At 71.7% G+C, this 16,284-nt stretch carries 13 protein-coding genes; 6 read left to right on the top strand and 7 right to left on the bottom strand.

All coding sequences use genetic code 11. The features are described from left to right. Positions 1 to 126: 126 nt before the first annotated feature. Positions 127 to 1,140, bottom strand: coding sequence for a non-homologous end-joining DNA ligase (ligD, locus tag ACWC9T_RS19475; RefSeq protein ID WP_449822281.1), 1,014 nt, complete (start codon positions 1,138 to 1,140; stop codon positions 127 to 129). Positions 1,141 to 1,206: 66 nt separating this feature from the next. Here ligD and ACWC9T_RS19470 point away from each other — a divergent pair, with 66 nt between their 5' ends. Continuing rightward, a complete protein-coding gene (locus ACWC9T_RS19470) occupies positions 1,207 to 2,268 on the top strand; it encodes an ATP-dependent DNA ligase (protein ID WP_449822280.1) in 1,062 nt (353 codons plus the stop codon). Positions 2,269 to 2,319: 51 nt separating this feature from the next. Here the strand turns inward: ACWC9T_RS19470 and ACWC9T_RS19465 are convergent, their stop codons facing one another. Then, positions 2,320 to 3,693, bottom strand: a complete 1,374-nt coding sequence (locus tag ACWC9T_RS19465; protein WP_449822279.1) for a serine hydrolase domain-containing protein — start codon at positions 3,691 to 3,693, stop codon at positions 2,320 to 2,322. Positions 3,694 to 4,150: 457 nt separating this feature from the next. Between ACWC9T_RS19465 and tdh the strand changes: the two genes are divergently transcribed. From tdh to ACWC9T_RS19450, 3 genes are all read left to right on the top strand, one after another. Then, positions 4,151 to 5,179, top strand: a complete 1,029-nt coding sequence (gene tdh, locus ACWC9T_RS19460) for an L-threonine 3-dehydrogenase (protein ID WP_449822278.1) — start codon at positions 4,151 to 4,153, stop codon at positions 5,177 to 5,179. A gap of 34 nt (positions 5,180 to 5,213) precedes the next feature. Further along, positions 5,214 to 6,407 (top strand): glycine C-acetyltransferase, encoded by a 1,194-nt coding sequence (locus tag ACWC9T_RS19455; RefSeq protein ID WP_449822277.1) that lies wholly within the window; start codon positions 5,214 to 5,216, stop codon positions 6,405 to 6,407. 614 nt (positions 6,408 to 7,021) lie between these two features. Then, complete coding sequence (locus tag ACWC9T_RS19450) at positions 7,022 to 7,933, top strand: LysR family transcriptional regulator (RefSeq protein ID WP_449822276.1); 912 nt, start codon at positions 7,022 to 7,024, stop codon at positions 7,931 to 7,933. Between the two features lie 26 nt (positions 7,934 to 7,959). Here the strand turns inward: ACWC9T_RS19450 and ACWC9T_RS19445 are convergent, their stop codons facing one another. Beyond that, positions 7,960 to 8,100: a hypothetical protein gene (locus tag ACWC9T_RS19445; RefSeq protein WP_449822275.1), complete on the bottom strand. Its 141-nt coding sequence runs from the start codon at positions 8,098 to 8,100 to the stop codon at positions 7,960 to 7,962. Positions 8,101 to 8,201: 101 nt separating this feature from the next. Here ACWC9T_RS19445 and ACWC9T_RS19440 point away from each other — a divergent pair, with 101 nt between their 5' ends. Continuing rightward, positions 8,202 to 9,131, top strand: coding sequence for a Gfo/Idh/MocA family protein (locus tag ACWC9T_RS19440; protein WP_449822274.1), 930 nt, complete (start codon positions 8,202 to 8,204; stop codon positions 9,129 to 9,131). Positions 9,132 to 9,174: 43 nt separating this feature from the next. After that, positions 9,175 to 9,315, top strand: a complete 141-nt coding sequence (locus tag ACWC9T_RS19435; protein ID WP_449822273.1) for a hypothetical protein — start codon at positions 9,175 to 9,177, stop codon at positions 9,313 to 9,315. A 28-nt stretch (positions 9,316 to 9,343) separates the two neighbouring features. On the opposite strand, the gene ACWC9T_RS19430 is transcribed toward ACWC9T_RS19435, so the two are convergent. The 4 genes from ACWC9T_RS19430 to ACWC9T_RS19415 form a co-directional block, all read right to left on the bottom strand. Beyond that, positions 9,344 to 11,722 carry an ATP-binding cassette domain-containing protein gene (locus tag ACWC9T_RS19430; RefSeq protein WP_449822272.1) on the bottom strand — a complete coding sequence of 793 codons (2,379 nt, stop codon included), beginning with the start codon at positions 11,720 to 11,722 and terminating at the stop codon, positions 9,344 to 9,346. Between the two features lie 90 nt (positions 11,723 to 11,812). Beyond that, the gene (locus ACWC9T_RS19425) at positions 11,813 to 12,226 is read right to left on the bottom strand and encodes a VOC family protein (RefSeq protein WP_449822271.1); all 414 of its coding nucleotides are present in this window, start codon (positions 12,224 to 12,226) and stop codon (positions 11,813 to 11,815) included. 70 nt (positions 12,227 to 12,296) lie between these two features. After that, positions 12,297 to 13,694 (bottom strand): NAD(P)/FAD-dependent oxidoreductase, encoded by a 1,398-nt coding sequence (locus ACWC9T_RS19420; RefSeq protein WP_449822270.1) that lies wholly within the window; start codon positions 13,692 to 13,694, stop codon positions 12,297 to 12,299. A 201-nt stretch (positions 13,695 to 13,895) separates the two neighbouring features. Then, positions 13,896 to 15,689, bottom strand: a complete 1,794-nt coding sequence (locus tag ACWC9T_RS19415) for a carbohydrate-binding module family 20 domain-containing protein (RefSeq protein ID WP_449822269.1) — start codon at positions 15,687 to 15,689, stop codon at positions 13,896 to 13,898. Between the last annotated feature and the right edge of the window lie 595 nt (positions 15,690 to 16,284).

The following is a 16,284-nucleotide window of genomic DNA, read 5'->3' as shown; positions in this document are numbered from 1 at the left end:
ACATGCGGCATGGCCACCCGTTGGTGGGACGGGGCGGCCACGACCGTCCCGCACCCGCTCCCACCCCGCTACACTCCCCACTCCCAGGCCGTTGACCAGCGGGAATGGAGAAGTCCGGCTGGAGTACTAAGCGGGCTTCTTGCGCGCCCGGCTCGGCTGCACCCGGGGCGGCTCGCCCTCGGCCTTGGGGTGGTCGGGCGGGTACGGGAGTTCGCCGAGGCCCTCGTCGTGGAGCTGCTTGTCGTAGAGCTCCAGCAGGGTGTCCAGCCGGAACGCGTGCCGCTCCATCTCCGCGTTCAGGTCGCCGAGTTCGGCGAAGCGGGCGGGTACCGTGCGAAGGTCGAAGTCCTCCGGGGAGGCGTCGTCCAGCTCCTCCCAGCGCAGCGGCGTGGAGGCGGTGGCCCGGGGGCGGGCGCGCAGCGAGTAGGCGGAGGCGATGGTGCGGTCGCGGGCCATCTGGTTGTAGTCGACGAAGATCCGCTCGCCGCGCTCCTCCTTCCACCAGGCGGTGGTGACCTTCCCGGGCATCCGCTGCTCGAGCACCCGGCCGAGGGCGATCACCGCGTGCCGGCCGTCGGTGAAGGTCCACTCGGGCACCAGCGGGACGTACACGTGCAGTCCGCGTCCGCCGGAGGACTTGGGCCAGCCGCGCAGCCCGTACTCCTCCAGCAGGGCGCGCAGTTCGTGGGCGGCGCGGACGGCGTCGTGGAAGTCGGTGCCGGGCTGCGGGTCGAGGTCGATCCGCAGCTCGTCCACGTGGTCGGTGTCGGAGCGCCGGACCGGCCAGGGGTGGAAGGTGAGGCAGCCCAGGTTCGCCGCCCACAGCACGGCGGCCGGCTCGGTGGGGCAGATCTCGTCGGCGGAGCGGCCGCTGGGGAAGTTGATCCGGGCGGTGGGCAGCCAGTCCGGCAGGCCCTTGGGCGCGCGCTTCTGGTAGAAGAACTCGCCGTCCACCCCGTCGGGGAAGCGCTGCAGCGTGGTCGGCCGGTCCCGCAGCCCGCGCAGGACGCCGTCGGCGACGGCCAGGTAGTACCGCGCGACGTCCAGCTTGGTGAAGCCGCGCTCGGGGTAGTACACCTTGTCCGGGTTCGACAGCCGGACCGTCCGCCCGGCGACTTCCAGTTCCACGGCTGAGCCCATGTCTGACACGCTAAGCGCGCCGCGTCCGGCGCGCGCCCCGGGGCGAACCGGGCGAGGATCGGACGCATGGACCTGCCCGTGATGCCGCCGGTGGCGCCGATGCTCGCCAAGTCGGTGGCCGAGATCCCGCCGGGGATGCAGTACGAGGCCAAGTGGGACGGCTTTCGCACCATCGTGTTCCGCGATGGTGACGAGGTGGAGCTCGGCAGCCGCACCGGCAAGCCGCTGACCAGGTACTTCCCCGAGCTGGTGGAGGCGTTCAAGCGGGAGCTGCCGCCGCGCTGCGTGCTGGACGGCGAGGTGGTGATCGCCCGGGACGGTCGGCTGCGTTTCGAGGAGCTGCTGGAGCGCATCCACCCGGCGGCGAGCCGGGTGAAGCTGCTCGCCGAGCAGACCCCGGCCTCCTTCGTCGCCTTCGACCTGCTCGCCCTCGGTGACGACTCGCTGGTGGACGAGCCGTTGTCGGTGCGCCGCCCGGCCCTGGAGGCCGCGCTCGCCGACGCCGCGGACCCGGTGTTCACCGCGCCCGCCTCCACCGACCGCGACGTCGCCGGGACCTGGTTCGCCGAGTACGAGGGCGCCGGGCTGGACGGGGTGGTGGCCAAGCCGCTGGACCAGCCGTACCGGCCGGGGGAGCGGACCATGTACAAGATCAAGCACGAGCGCACCGCGGACTGCGTGGTGGCCGGCTACCGCGAGCACAAGAGCGGCCCGGTGGTGGGCTCGCTGCTGCTCGGCATCTACGACGACGGACGGAAACTCCAGCACGTCGGCGTCTGCGCCGCCTTCTCGATGGCCCGCCGCCGCGAACTCGTCGAGGAACTGGCCCCGTTGCGGATGGCGGACCTGTCCGAGCACCCGTGGGGTGCCTGGGCGGAGGAGGCCGCCCACGCCGAGGGCCGGCTGCCGGGCGCGGTCAGCCGCTGGACCGGCGGCAAGGACCTGTCCTGGATCGCGCTGCGCCCCGAGCGGGTGGTCGAGGTCGCCTACGACCACATGGAGGGCAGCCGTTTCCGGCACACCGCGCAGTTCCGCCGTTGGCGGCCGGACCGCACGCCGGAGAGCTGCACCTACACGCAGCTGGAGGAGCCCGTCTCGTACGACCTCGGCAGAGTGCTCGGGAAGTGACGGTACGTCAGGGGCTCGAACCGGCAAGCTGGTTCGGGCCACTGACGTGGTTCAGGAGATGTGCAGCGAGGCGGAGCCGCTGGGCGCGGGCGTCACCGTGCCGAGGGGCGAGCTGGGCGCGGTCGTCGAAGGAAGCGCCGAGGGCGAGGCCGAACCGGGCGGGGTGGGCAGCGTGTAGACGTTGTTCGGCGAGACGATCTGGGTGATCGCGGTCGCGAGGATCGTCGAGGGCTCCGAACCCTCGTGCAGGATGTCGGTGTTGAGCAGGATGGCCAGGCTGGCCTGCGCGTGCGGCAGGTAGATCACCACGCTCTCGTACCCGGGCAGCGAGCCGTTGTGGCCGATCCACCCGTGCGTGGTGAACACCCCGAAGCCGTAGCCGAGGTCGGGGGTCGGCCCGACGTTCTTGAACTTCAGCCGCTCCGCCTGGGCGCCGGGGCTGAGCAGCGGCGCGCCGGTGGCCAGCACCTTCGACCAGGTCTGCAGGTCGGCGCGGGTGGAGATCGCGGCGCCGGCCGACCAGGCCCAGGACGGGTTCCAGCCGGTGGAGTCCACGACCGCGCCACCGGGCGTCTGGTTGGTGTAGCCATGGGCGTGCGGGTCCGGGTAGGTCGCGTCGGTCGGCAGGCTCGTCCTGGTGAGCCCGGCCGGGGTGAACACCTGCTGCTGCAGGAAGTCGGGGAGCGGCTGCCCGCCGACCTTCTCGACGACCTGGCCGAGCAGGATCAGGTTGGTGTTGGAGTACTCGAACTTGCTGTCCGGCGGGAAGTTCGCCGGGTGCTTGAACGAGTACGCGAGCAGTTCGTCCGGAGTGAAGGGGCGGTTCGGGTTGGTGAGGAACGCCTGCTGGAAATCCGGGTCCAGGGTGTAGTTGTACAGGCCGCTGCGCATGTCACCGAGCTCGCGGACGGTGATCCCGTCGCCGCCGGGCACGTTCGGGACGTACTTGGAGATCGGGTCGTCCAGGCCCAGCTTGCCCTGGTCGACCAGCCGCAGGATGGCCGTGGCCGTGAGGGTCTTGGTGACGCTGCCGATCCGCATGTAGATGTCGGGCGACATCGGAGTCCCGGAGGCTTTGTCGGCGACGCCGAAGGCGCGCTGGTAGCTGCCGTCGGGGGTGGTGTAGCCGACGATCACGCCCGGGATGGAGGCCTCGGCCATCACCTGCTTGATCGCGACGTCCAGGCGGCTCATGACGTCCGGGGTGAGCGGGACCACCCCGCCGGAGGGACTGCCGCTGATGGTCGCGGACGGGCCGAGTGCGGCCGGCTCGGCGGTGACCGCCGGTCCGGTGGCCTGCCGTGCGGGCTTGGGTCCGCCGGAGCATGCGGACACGGCCAGCAGGCCGGTCAGGGCCAGGGCTGCGGCGGTCACGCGGCCGGCGGTGCGGGGAGCGGCCGTGCGCGGCCGTCGGGTGTCGGTCATCTGTCGAGGCGCCTCTCTGGGCGAAGGGCCCCGGAGCGCTGCTCCACGGGGCCGTGGGGGAGCGTCGTCACCGTAAGCACCGCCCTCGAACCCCCGCGCGTCGGCTGCGGCCGGGCTGGCCCGAACGGGCCCGCCGTCAGCCGAGCGTCCCAACCCGGCCGGCGGCTTGCTGTCAAGTACCCTCATTCGCCGGTCGGTTGGTGTCGCGGATGGCGCCCCGCGCTCGGCCGAACGGGTGAGCACCGGCATGCCGCACCCGCCCCCGGCCCCAACTCGGGCACGATCGTTTAGCCCAGCTGTGGTCGCCCTTAAGAATTCCTCGATGGACCGCACCCGCCCTCACCAGGCAGATTTCTGCCTGCCCGGAGCGCGCCCGTCAACGGTGGTCGAACCGGGCCGCTCGGCCTGCCCGACCCCGAAGGCCGTCCTCAGATCCGCACGTCAGGAGCCGTCGCCCGTGAAGGCACTCGTCAAGCAGAACGCCGAGCCCGGTCTCTGGATGATCGATGTCCCGAAGCCCGAGATCGGCCCCGGCGAGGTGCTGATCAAGGTGCTGCGGACCGGCATCTGCGGCACCGACCTGCACATCCGCAAGTGGGACGGCTGGGCGCAGCAGGCCATCAAGACCCCGCTGGTGCTCGGCCACGAGTTCGTCGGTGAGGTCGCCGAGATCGGCGCCGGCGTCGCGGACATCGCGGTCGGCGACCTGGTCAGCGGCGAGGGCCACCTGGTCTGCGGCAAGTGCCGCAACTGCCTGGCCGGCCGCCGTCACCTGTGCCGCAACACCATCGGCCTGGGCGTCAACCGCGACGGCGCCTTCGCCGAGTACGTGGCCCTGCCCGCCTCCAACGTCTGGGTGCACCGGGTGCCGGTCGACCTGGACGTGGCCGCGATCTTCGACCCGTTCGGCAACGCCGTGCACACCGCGCTGTCCTTCCCGCTGGTCGGCGAGGACGTGCTGGTCACCGGCGCCGGCCCGATCGGCATCATGGCCGCCGCGGTCGCCAAGCACGCCGGCGCCCGCAGCGTCATGATCACCGACGTCTCCCCGTACCGCCTCGACCTGGCCCGCCAGGTCGGCGTGACGCTGGCGCTCAACGTCGCCGAGCACACCATCGAGGAGGGCCAGCAGAAGCTGGGTCTGCGCGAGGGCTTCGACGTCGGCCTGGAGATGTCCGGCCGCCCCGAGGCGATGCAGTCGATGATCGCCAACATGACCCACGGCGGCAAGATCGCCATGCTCGGCCTGCCCGCCGAGGACTTCCCGGTGGACTGGGCCTCGATCGTCACCTCGATGATCACCATCAAGGGCATCTACGGCCGCGAGATGTTCGAGACCTGGTACGCGATGTCCGTGCTGCTGGAAGGCGGCCTGGACCTCAGCCCGGTGATCACCGGCCGCTACGCCGCCGCGAACTTCGAGGCCGCCTTCGACGACGCGGCCGGCGGCAACTGCGGCAAGATCATCCTCGACTGGACCGCCTGAGCCCCGGCTCGCCGATCACACAAGGAGTCTGCTCGTGTTCGACAACGTGCGCGCCGACATCGCCGCCACCCTCGACGAGATCCGCGAGGCCGGCCTGTTCAAGCCCGAGCGGGTCATCGGGACCCCGCAGAGCGCCGCGGTCACCGTCACCGGCGGCGGCCGCCCCGGTGAGGTGCTGAACTTCTGCGCCAACAACTACCTCGGCCTGGCCGACCACCCCGAGGTGCTCGCCGCGGCCAAGGACGCCCTGGACCGCTGGGGCTACGGCATGGCCTCGGTCCGCTTCATCTGCGGCACCCAGGACGTGCACAAGGAGCTGGAGGAGCGCCTCTCGACGTTCCTCGGCCAGGAGGACACGATCCTCTACTCGTCCTGCTTCGACGCCAACGGCGGTGTCTTCGAGACCCTGCTGGACGACCGCGACGCCGTCATCTCCGACGCGCTGAACCACGCCAGCATCATCGACGGCATCCGACTCAGCAAGGCCCGCCGCCACCGCTACGCCAACCGCGACATGGCCGACCTGGAGCAGCAGCTCAAGGAGACCCAGGACGCCCGCCGCCGCCTGATCGTCACCGACGGCGTCTTCTCGATGGACGGCTACGTCGCCCCGCTGCGCGAGATCTGCGACCTGGCCGACCGCTACGACGCCATGGTCATGGTGGACGACTCGCACGCCGTCGGCTTCGTCGGCGCGGGCGGCCGCGGCACCCCCGAACTGCACGGCGTGATGGACCGGGTGGACATCATCACCGGCACCCTGGGCAAGGCGCTCGGCGGTGCCTCCGGCGGCTACGTCGCGGCCCGCCGGGAGATCGTCGCCCTGCTGCGCCAGCGCTCGCGTCCGTACCTGTTCTCCAACTCGCTGGCCCCGGTGATCGCGGCGGCCTCGCTGAAGGTGCTCGACCTGGTCGAGCGGTCCAACGAACTGCGAGAGAAGCTGGCTGCCAACACCGCGCTGTTCCGCAGCCGGATGACCGAGGCCGGGTTCGAGATCCTGCCGGGCGACCATCCGATCGCCCCGGTGATGATCGGCGACGCGGCCAAGGCCGGCCGGCTCGCCGAACTCCTGCTGGAGCGCGGGGTGTACGTGATCGGCTTCTCCTACCCGGTGGTCCCGCACGGCCAGGCCCGGATCCGGGTGCAGCTGTCCGCGGCGCACTCCACCGAGGACGTCGAGCGCGCCGTCGCGGCCTTCGTGGACGCGCGCGCCGCCCTGGGGGAGTAACCCCCGCCGGGCCCGGCAGTGGCCCGCACCGACTGCCCGCGGGCCGGACCGCTCGGAACCGGACCGGCCCGCGGGCCCACAATGTCCGTGCGGCGGAGGCGAATCGATGCGTCTCCGCCGCACGGCCCACCAACCACCTGCCACACCCTCCCGCCACGGGGGTGGGGCGCCGGCCCGCACCGGTGTCCCGCCCCCGTTCGCGGTTTCCGGGGCGGTCCTGGTGGTTGCGGCGGCGGTCACGGGGGGAGAGCCGGGCGCCGGGTGGGGCCGCGGGTCAACAGCTGAGATGAATCACGTTGGAAGCACCCACCATGACCGGGATGTCAACGCGGCCCGCAACATCCGAACCGAGGGCCGCCGTATCCGGGCCGCCGCCCGACAGCACCACATACCGGGGGACGTACCGGCCCTCACCGGGTAACCGAGTGCGGTGAACGCCCGCGGATCGCCAGAGACCACCCGGCCGGAAATCGGGAGGCACGCGAGCAACCCCCGCAAGGGGAGGGGGCAGGAACCGGCCACCGTGCCCACGCGCAGCGGTACCGCGCGAAGCGCGGTAGGAACCCCGGCGCTCACGCCGGGGAGCTCGGGAGTCAAGCTGGCAGAATTGGCGTGTGATCGACGCACGACGGCTGCGGACCCTGCGGGCCGTGGCGGACCACCGCACCGTGACCGCCGCGGCGGCCGCCCTCTACCTGACCCCCTCTGCGGTCTCCCAGCAGCTGGCCGCCCTGGAGCAGGAGACCGGCCACCACCTGCTGGCCCGCGAGGGCAGGGGTGTGCGCCTGACCGCCGCCGGGGAGATCCTGCTCGGTCACGCCGACGCGGTGCTCGCCCAGCTGGAGCGCGCCGAGGCCGACCTCGCCGCGTACAGCGCGGGCGTCGCGGGCGAGGTCACCGTCGCCTCCTTCGCCACCGGCATCTCGCACGTGCTGGCCCCGGCGATCGGCCTGCTCGCCGAGCGGGCGCCGGGCGTGCGGCTCAAGGTGCTGGACGCCGAGGGCGACGCCAGCCTGCCGATGGTGCTGGACGGCCGGGCCGACCTCGCGGTGGCCGTCGAGTACCGGGGTGCCCCGCGCCCCGACGACGCCCGGCTCACCCGGGTCCCGCTCTACGCCGAGCCCTTCGAGGCGGTGCTGCCGCTGGCCCACCCGCTGGCCGCCGAGGAGGGACCGCTCGCCGTCGCCGCGCTGGCCGACGAGCCCTGGATCGGCCCCTACCCGGGCAACCCCTGTCACGACGTGGTGCTGCTGGCCTGCGAGCACGCCGGGTTCCAGCCCCGGCTGCTGCATTCCTCCGACGACTTCCGCGCGGTCGTCGCGCTCGCCTCGGCGGGTTCCGGCGTCGCCCTGGTGCCGAGGTCCGCGCTGCGCGGCGTGGACCTCTCCCGGGTCGCGGTCCGACCGGTGGACAGCGACCTGGCCACCCGGCGGGTGTTCGCCGCGGTTCGGGCCGGCGCCGACAACCACCCGCTGATCCGCCCGGTGCTGGACAGTCTCGCGGCGGCGGCCGCCGCCGGGGCCTGACCAACTGGCCTGCAGGCGAACGCAGTTCAGGTCCGCACCGTCGCCAGCAGGCCGTCCACGACCGTGACCAGTCCCTCGTGCTGGGTGTCGGCGGCGGTCGGACAGGGTGCGTCCGGATCATTACTGCCGCGGTACCAGTAGTTCCGGTCATGCCCGCGCGGCGGCACGGCGGGGCGCCTCCGGGCCCCGGGCGGTCCCGCCGACCGCCGTGACCAGGCACGTAGGATGGCTCGACGTGACGACCGTCCGTTCCGCGGCAGGAGATCCCATGGGCGCGACCGCTGCTTCCGAACCCCGGCTCCCGGTCGGGGTGATCGGCCTGGGCGACATCGCGCAGAAGGCCTACCTGCCGGTGCTCACCGCCCTGCCCGGGCTGGACCTGCGGCTGATGACCCGGGACCGGGCCAAGCTGGACCGGCTGGGGGAGGCCCACCGGATCGGTGCCGAACAGCTGTTCGCCGACCTCGGTGAGCTGATCGGCAGTGGCATCCGCGCCGCCTTCGTGCACGCCGCGACCGACCAGCACGTGCCGATCGTCGAGCAGCTGCTCACCGCCGGGGTGGACGTCTACGTCGACAAGCCGCTGGACTACACCCTGGACGGCGCCCGCCGGCTGGTCGGGCTCGCCGACCGGACCGGCCGCTCGTTGATGGTCGGCTTCAACCGGCGGCACGCGCCCGGGTACGTCCAGGCCAAGGAGCGGCCGCGCGACCTGATCGTGCTGCAGAAGAACCGCGAGGGCCTGGCGGAGGCCGCCCGCACGCTGGTCTACGACGACTTCATCCACGTCGTGGACCTGCTGCGCTTCCTCGCGCCCGGCGAGATCGAGCACGTGGACGTCCGGGCCCGCACCCGGGACGGCCTGGTCGAGCACGTGGTGCTCGCGCTCGGCGGGGAGGGCTTCACCGCTCTGGGCATCATGAACCGGGTCTCGGGTTCGACCGAGGAGGTGCTGGAGGTCTCCGGCGGCGACTCCAAGCGCGAGGTGCGCAACCTGGCCGAGGTGATCGACCACCGCGGCCAGCCCACCGTCCGCCGACGCGGCGACTGGGTGTCGGTCGCCCGCCAGCGCGGCATCGAGCAGTGCGTGGTCGGCTTCCTGGACGCCGTCCGCGCGGGGAAGACCCTCGACGCCCACGACGCGCTGCGCACCCACGAGTTGTGCGAGCTGATCGTGGAACGGATCGGTCGAAGCTGAAGAGAAGCGAAGTCAGGCTGAGTGAGCTGGAAGGGCCGAGCGGATGCTGCTCGGGGTGCACGAGGAGAACCACCGCGCCGCCGCCTTCTACCGGCGGCGCGGCTTCACGTACACCGGCGGCGAGACGCCGTACGTGCTGGACCCGGAGGCCCGGATCCTGGAGATGGCCCTCCTGCTGGACTGACATCCCGTACGGGAGGGCCTCGGGCGCCTCAGCCGGCCACGTACGCCGCCAGGTGCTCGCCGGTCAGCGTGGAGCGGGCCGCGACCAGCTCGGCCGGGGTGCCCTCGAAGACCACCCGGCCGCCGTCGTGGCCGGCCCCCGGGCCGAGGTCGATGATCCAGTCCGCGTGCGCCATGACCGCCAGGTGGTGCTCGATCACGATCACCGACTTGCCGGAGTCCACCAGCCGGTCCAGCAGCCCGAGCAGCTGCTCGACGTCCGCCAGGTGCAGACCGGTGGTCGGCTCGTCCAGGACGTAGACCCCGCCCTTGTCCGCCATGTGGGTGGCCAGCTTCAGCCGCTGCCGCTCGCCGCCGGACAGCGTGGTGAGCGGCTGGCCGAGGCTCAGGTAGCCGAGGCCGACGTCGGCGAGCCGCTCCAGGATCCGGTGCGCGGCCGGCAGTTTCGCCTCGCCGGCGCCGAAGAACTCCTCCGCCTCGGTCACCGACATCGCGAGCACCTCGCTGATGTCCCGGTGGCCGAGCCGGTACTCCAGCACCGAGGCCTGGTAGCGCTTGCCCTCGCAGTCCTCGCAGGTGGTGGCCACCCCGGCCATCATCGCCAGGTCGGTGTAGACCACGCCCGCGCCGTTGCAGGTCGGGCAGGCGCCCTCCGAGTTGGCGCTGAACAGGGCCGGCTTGACGTCGTTCGCCTTGGCGAAGGCCTTGCGGATCGGGTCCAGCAGGCCGGTGTACGTCGCCGGGTTGCTGCGCCGGGAGCCCTTGATGGCGCCCTGGTCGACGTACACCACGCCCGCGTCCGCCGCCCCTGACTGCTGACCCAGCGAGCCGTGGATCAGCGAGCTCTTGCCGGAGCCGGCGACACCGGTGACCACGGTGAGCACCCCGAGCGGGACGTCCACGTCCACGTCCCGCAGGTTGTGGGCGTTCGCGCCGCGGATCGCCAGCGTGCCGCCGGGCTTGCGGACGGTCGGCCGCAGCGTCGTCCGGTCGGCCAGGTGGCGGCCGGTGACGGTGCCGCTGGTGCGCAGCCCGTCCACGCTGCCCTCGAAGCAGACCGCGCCGCCGGCCGTACCGGCCCCGGGGCCGAGGTCCACCACGTGGTCGGCGATCGCGATGATCTGTGGCTTGTGCTCCACCACCAGCACCGTGTTGCCCTTGTCCCGCAGGCGCAGCAGCAGGTCGTTCATCCGGCTGATGTCGTGCGGGTGCAGGCCGGTGGTGGGCTCGTCGAAGACATAGGTGGTGTCGGTGAGCGAGGAGCCGAGGTGGCGGATCATCTTGACGCGCTGGGCCTCGCCGCCGGAGAGGGTCCCGGAGGAGCGGTCGAGCGAGAGGTAGCCGAGGCCGATCTCGACGAAGGAGTCCAGGGTCTGCTGGAGCGCGGTGAGCAGCGGCGTCACCGAGGGCTCGTCCAACTCGCGGACCCAGTCGGCGAGGTCGCTGATCTGCATGGCGCAGGCGTCGGCGATGCTGACGGCCCCGATCTTGGACGAGCGGGCGGCCTCGCTCAGCCGGGTGCCCCCGCAGTCCGGGCAGGAGGTGAAGGTGACGGCGCGCTCCACGAAGGCCCGGATGTGCGGCTGCAGGGCGTCCTTGTCCTTGGACAGCATGGACTTCTGGAGCTTGGGGATCAGGCCCTCGTAGGTGAGGTTGACGCCGTTGATCTTGACCTTGGTCGGCTCCCGGTACAGGAAGTCCTGCAGTTCCTTCCTGGTGTACTTGCGGATCGGCTTGTCCGGGTCGAGGAAGCCGGAGTTGGTGTAGACGCCGACCGTCCACCAGCTGTCCGGCTTCCAGCCGGGGATGGTGATCGCGCCCTCGGCGAGCGACTTGGTGGCGTCGTAGAGCTGGGTGAGGTCGATGTCGGAGACGCTGCCGCGGCCCTCGCAGCGCGGGCACATGCCGCCGGTGATGCTGAAGCTGCGCCGCTCCTTGACGGTTTTGCCGCCGCGCTCGACGGTCACGGCACCGGCGCCGCTGATCGAGGGGACGTTGAAGGAGTACGCCTTGGGGGAGCCGATGTGCGGCTTGCCGAGCCGGCTGAACAGGATCCGCAGCATCGCGTTGGCGTCGGTGGCGGTGCCGACCGTGGAGCGCGGGTCGGCGCCCATCCGCTGCTGGTCGACGATGATCGCGGTGGTCAGCCCCTCCAGGACGTCCACCTCGGGGCGGGCCAGGGCGGGCATGAAGCCCTGGACGAAGGCGCTGTAGGTCTCGTTGATCAGCCGCTGCGACTCGGCGGCGATGGTGTCGAAGACCAGCGAGCTCTTGCCCGAGCCGGAGACTCCGGTGAACACGGTCAGGCGGCGCTTGGGGATGTCGACGCTGACGTCCTTGAGGTTGTTCTCGCGGGCGCCGTGCACGCGGATCAGGTCGTGGCTGTCGGCGACGTGCGGCTCGGCCATCGTTCTTTTCGCTCCCTGGCTGTCGGGCGGGTTCTACCGTGGGTCGATCGGAGCCCGCCCCGAGGGAGCACCCTCGGGGCGGGCGGAGGCTCAGCGCACCTCGTTGAAGCGGATCATGTTGCCCGCCGGGTCGCGGAAGGAGCAGTCGCGGATGCCGTACGGCTGCAGGGTCGGCTCCTGGACGAGCTCGGCGCCGCCGGACTTCAGCCGGTCGAACACCCCGTCCAGGTCGGTGGTGGCGAGCACCAGCCGGGCGTACGTCCCCTTCGCCATCATCTCGGCGATGGTACGCCGCTCGTCCTCGGTGATGCCCGGATCGGCGGTCGGCGGCTCCAGCACCACCGACACCCCCGGCTGCCCGGCGGGCCCGACGGTGATCCACCGCATCGTGCCGCCGCCGACGTCGTTGCGGACCTCGAAGCCGAGCAGGTCGCGGTAGAAGGCGAGCGAGGCCTCGGGGTCGGTGTGCGGGAGGAAGGTCCAGTGAATGGTGATCTCGTTCATGACCGCAACGCTAGGCCCGGCCCCGGCGCGGGCGCTTCTCGAATCCTGATCGGTCCGCGCCTGGGCTGGATTACGCGGTGCGGCCCGCACCCGCGGTGGCGGAGGCGAGCGCATCCCACTGGTCCCGGGTCGGGCCGTCGAGCTGCGGCTCGAAGTCGGGGTGGGCGGCCAGCCAGGCGGTGACGTGGCGGTCCACCTCCTCGCTGCCGTAGGCCTCGTCGGGCGTACGCACCAGATGGCGCACCTGGGCTCGGGCCCGCATGACGACGGGGTCCTCGAAGGCGCAGGCGGCCAGGGCGGCGGCCCGCCGGTCCGAGGGCGGTGAACTCTCCGCGAGGCGCTGCTCGTTGGCGCGGTCGGCGGTCACCTGCGCGTCGAACAGCGGGCGGAGCGTCCGGGTGGTCCAGGCGTGGTAGCCGGTGGGGTCCGCGGCGACCTCGTCGGCATGGGCGCCGAGGTACTGGGCGGTGCGCAGGGCGAGGGCCGCGCCGTGGCCGAGGGTGGGGTTGGTGTGGATCAGGCTGTCCCCGGCGTTGACCAGGCCGGTGACGACCGGTCCGTCATCGTCGGTCAGGGTGGTCCAGCGGTTGTCCAGGCCGGCCATCGCCAGCACGGCCGACTGCGGTTCGGGGTCCAGGTCGAGCCAGGCGGCGCAGGCGGGGAAGCTGCGGGCGGCGGCCTCGAACACGGTGGGGTCGATGAGCGCGCTGCGGCTCGGATCGCCCGTGGAGAGCACCACGTTCACCGCGAAGGTGTCGTTGTCGGACGGGAAGACGCCGGCGAGCGCGAACGCCGCGGCCGAGCCGGGCTTCACCCGCCCGGGATCACGCGGACCGTCGGCGCGTAGACGGTACCAGCGGCACAGGTAGGCGATCCCGGCGCGGTGGCTGTCGACCACGGGCGGGCGGCAGCCGGCCGCGACCAGCCAGCCGGGAACCGGCGAGCGGCGGCCGGAGGCGTCGACGACGAGGTCCGCCCGGTGCGTCTGCGCGCCCACCCGTATGCCGGTGACCCGAGCGGGGCGGCCCTCCTCGACCAGGAGGGCGCTCACCCGGCAGCCCCGCCGCACCTCGACGGTGGGTTCCCGCCGTACGGCGGAGGCCAGGGCGGCCTCCAGCACGATGCGGCGCATGCGCAGGGTCACCAGGTCCTCGTCGCCGGCCCGGTGCGGCGGATGCTCACCGAACCAGTCGAAGTCGTGGTACTCCCGGGCGCCGCGGGCCAGCAGGTCCGCGTGGACATCGGGAGCGTCGGCCTGCAGAACGGTGCGCACGGGCGCGAGGAAGGAGTGGGGCTGGACGGCCTGCGGGACCCTGGGCCGGTCCCAGTGGAGGAAGTCGTGGTTCAGGTCGTCTCCGGCCTGCCGCGCGTCCTGCTCGAACAGGGTGACCTCGTGGCCCCGCCGTCCGAGCATGAGCGCTGTTCCCAGCCCGCCGATACCCCCACCGATCACCGCAACCCGCGCCACTGGTGCTCCCCTTCGCGTCGTGTTGCGGAGGGAGCCTACTGCTCGGTGATCTTCGATGGGAAACCGGGGACCGGGCGCTGTGCGACGGGCTCGGGCTGTGCGCCGACGTCGCCCCGGAGCTGTTCACGTTCGACCGGCCGACGAGGATGCGGCTACGGCATTCCGCCCCGCTGGGCTGTGCTCAACGGGGCGGAACCGGTATCACCAGGTGTCGTTCAGTGTCCCGTTGCCGGAACTGCCTGTCGTGAAGGAGTGGTTGTTGCCGGGCTCCCAGGTGATCGAGCCGTCGGCGTTCTTGATGACGTACTTGTACTCGATGGAGGTGTTGGCGGGCAGGGTGACCGTGCCGCCCCAGGTCGGGTAGTTGGCCGAGGAGAGCGGGATGGCCTGGCTGGTGTTCCAGCTGCCCAGGGCGGGGATCGAGCCGACCAGGTAGACGTTCTGGCCCCAGGTGGTCGTCTCGTTGACGTTGAAGGTCTCGCCCGCCGTGTTGGCGGCGGCGGTCGGGGTGTACAGCGCCACGGCGTCGTTGGCCGGGACGGTGACGGTCGCGGTGCCGTTGGTGCCCACGGTGACGGTCGGGCCGGAGCAGGCTCCGGTCGAGACGGTGAGGTTGCCGTGGATGATGTCGCAGTAGGTGCCCGCTGCCAGGCCGGTCTCGACGGTCACGGTCTTGGCGCTGGACTCGTTGTTGATCGCGATCCAGCCGCGGTTGCCCCGGCTGAAGGAGACGAAGTTCGTGCCGTCGTCGTACCAGTTGCCGACCGACTGGCCCGCCACGGCGTTGTGCCAGCCGACCATGTTGGCGATGCCCTGGTACTGGTCGGTGCAGAACCAGCCGCTGGAGCAGTTGGTGTTGGTGACGAACCCGTTGGAGTCGGACGGCGGGGAGTCGTCGCTGTTGGTCCAGGTGAAGCTGGCGTACACCTGCGGGACGTCGTAGCCCCAGGCCAGTTCGAACTCGTTGGCCAGGATGTAGGGGGCGCCGGACTTGTAGTTGAGGGTGCTGCCGTCGCGCTCGGTGTCGTGGTTGGTCACCATCGACGTCGAGCTGGCGGCCGGCTCCAGGCCCCAGCTCTGGCCGAAGGACTTGAGGTTGGCGATGTTGCCGGTGAACTGGCTCTTCAAGTCCCTGGCGTAGGTGAACTCGATGACGCTGCCGTTGGACTCGAAGGCGCCCGGCGCGAGGTTGCCCGAGCTGCCCGGGATGACCTCCTGGTAGACGTAGGGCCGGGAGCCGGTCCAGGTGGTGTTGTTCACCTGGGACAGGACGGCCGCCATGTCGGCCTGGTTGATGTGCTTGGCGGCGTCCATCCGGAAGCCGTCCACGCCGAGGCTGACCAGGCTGTTGAGGTAGCCGGCCTCGGTGGACCGGACGTGCGCGGTCTCGGTGTAGAGGTCCTCCAGGTTCGACAGGTCGCACTCCTGGACCTGGGTCTGGTTGTTCCAGTCCTGGATGGACATGTCCGCGTTCGGGCAGTTGGCCGGGGAGCTGTGGAAGTCCGCCGAGGTGTACCCGGGCTGGGCGTACGTCTGCGTCGAGGCGTTGAAGCTGTCGCCGCCGTAGGAGTCGGTGCTGGTGTTGCCGGCGCCGGCCATGTGGTTGAGCACGGCGTCCGCATAGACCTTGACGCCTGCGTTGTGGCAGGTGGCGACCATGGACGCGAACTGCGCCGCGGTGCCCATCCGGCTGTTGAGGTCGTAGCCGATCGGCTGGTACACCTCCCACCAGGGGTGGCTGGTCTGGTTGAGCCGGATCGAGTCCTCCGGCGGGGCCACCTCGACCGCGCCGTAGCCCTTCGGGCCGAGGACGCTGGTGCACTCGCCGGCAACCGACGACCAGTTCCACTCGAAGAGGTTGGCGATCACGTCGCCGCCGTCGGGGGCGCTGGTGGCGTGGGCGGTGGTCTGGACGGTGAGCGGCAGGACGGCACCGGCAAGCAGGGCGCCGACCGCCGTTAGGACGGTTCTGCCGCGTCGACGGGGTCGCTTCATGTGGGGGTTCTCCTGTGCTGGCGGCCGGACGCGGGCCACCGGGTAGCACGAGGCGAGCGCATCGTCGCGCGGGTGGAACCGGGAGGCCGCGGTGGAGCCGGGGTGGGGGGCATGCTCCGGGCCGGCTCGCGGTACCGCCCGGACGGGGATGGTCGTATGATCCGCCGAGTTCCCGCCCGGCGGAGCGACGACCGGGGAGCCACGCGGCCGCGGACCCGCCTGGCACCTCATCGTGCGGGGGCCACCCTGATGGCCGGGGGATCCGCCGCGAGCAGACCATCTCGCGCCCGGCGTTACGACGTCAAGAACTCGGTGGAAATTCTTACTGCAAGTTGCAGAAAGTAATTGCGGGGCGACCGTGGAATATGCGCGCCCCCCCGGAGGGGATCCCTGGCCACGTGATCGCCGACAACGGCTGCCCCTCCGCGCTACCGGTCCGGGCGTGCCCGTTACCCGGGCGTGCCCGTTACCCGGGCGTGCCCGTTACCCGGGCGTGCCCGTTACCCGGGGGCGTCGCGCACGGGTGTGCGGTGACCCTGCGGCTTTTGGCCGGAAAGCCAGGCGGCTCAGGAGCGGAGAGCGCGAACCTGTGCAA

Source organism: Kitasatospora sp. NPDC001159, from assembly GCF_053598235.1.
Note: the sequence above shows the minus strand (reverse complement) of the source record. Positions and strands in the feature narration are given on the sequence as shown.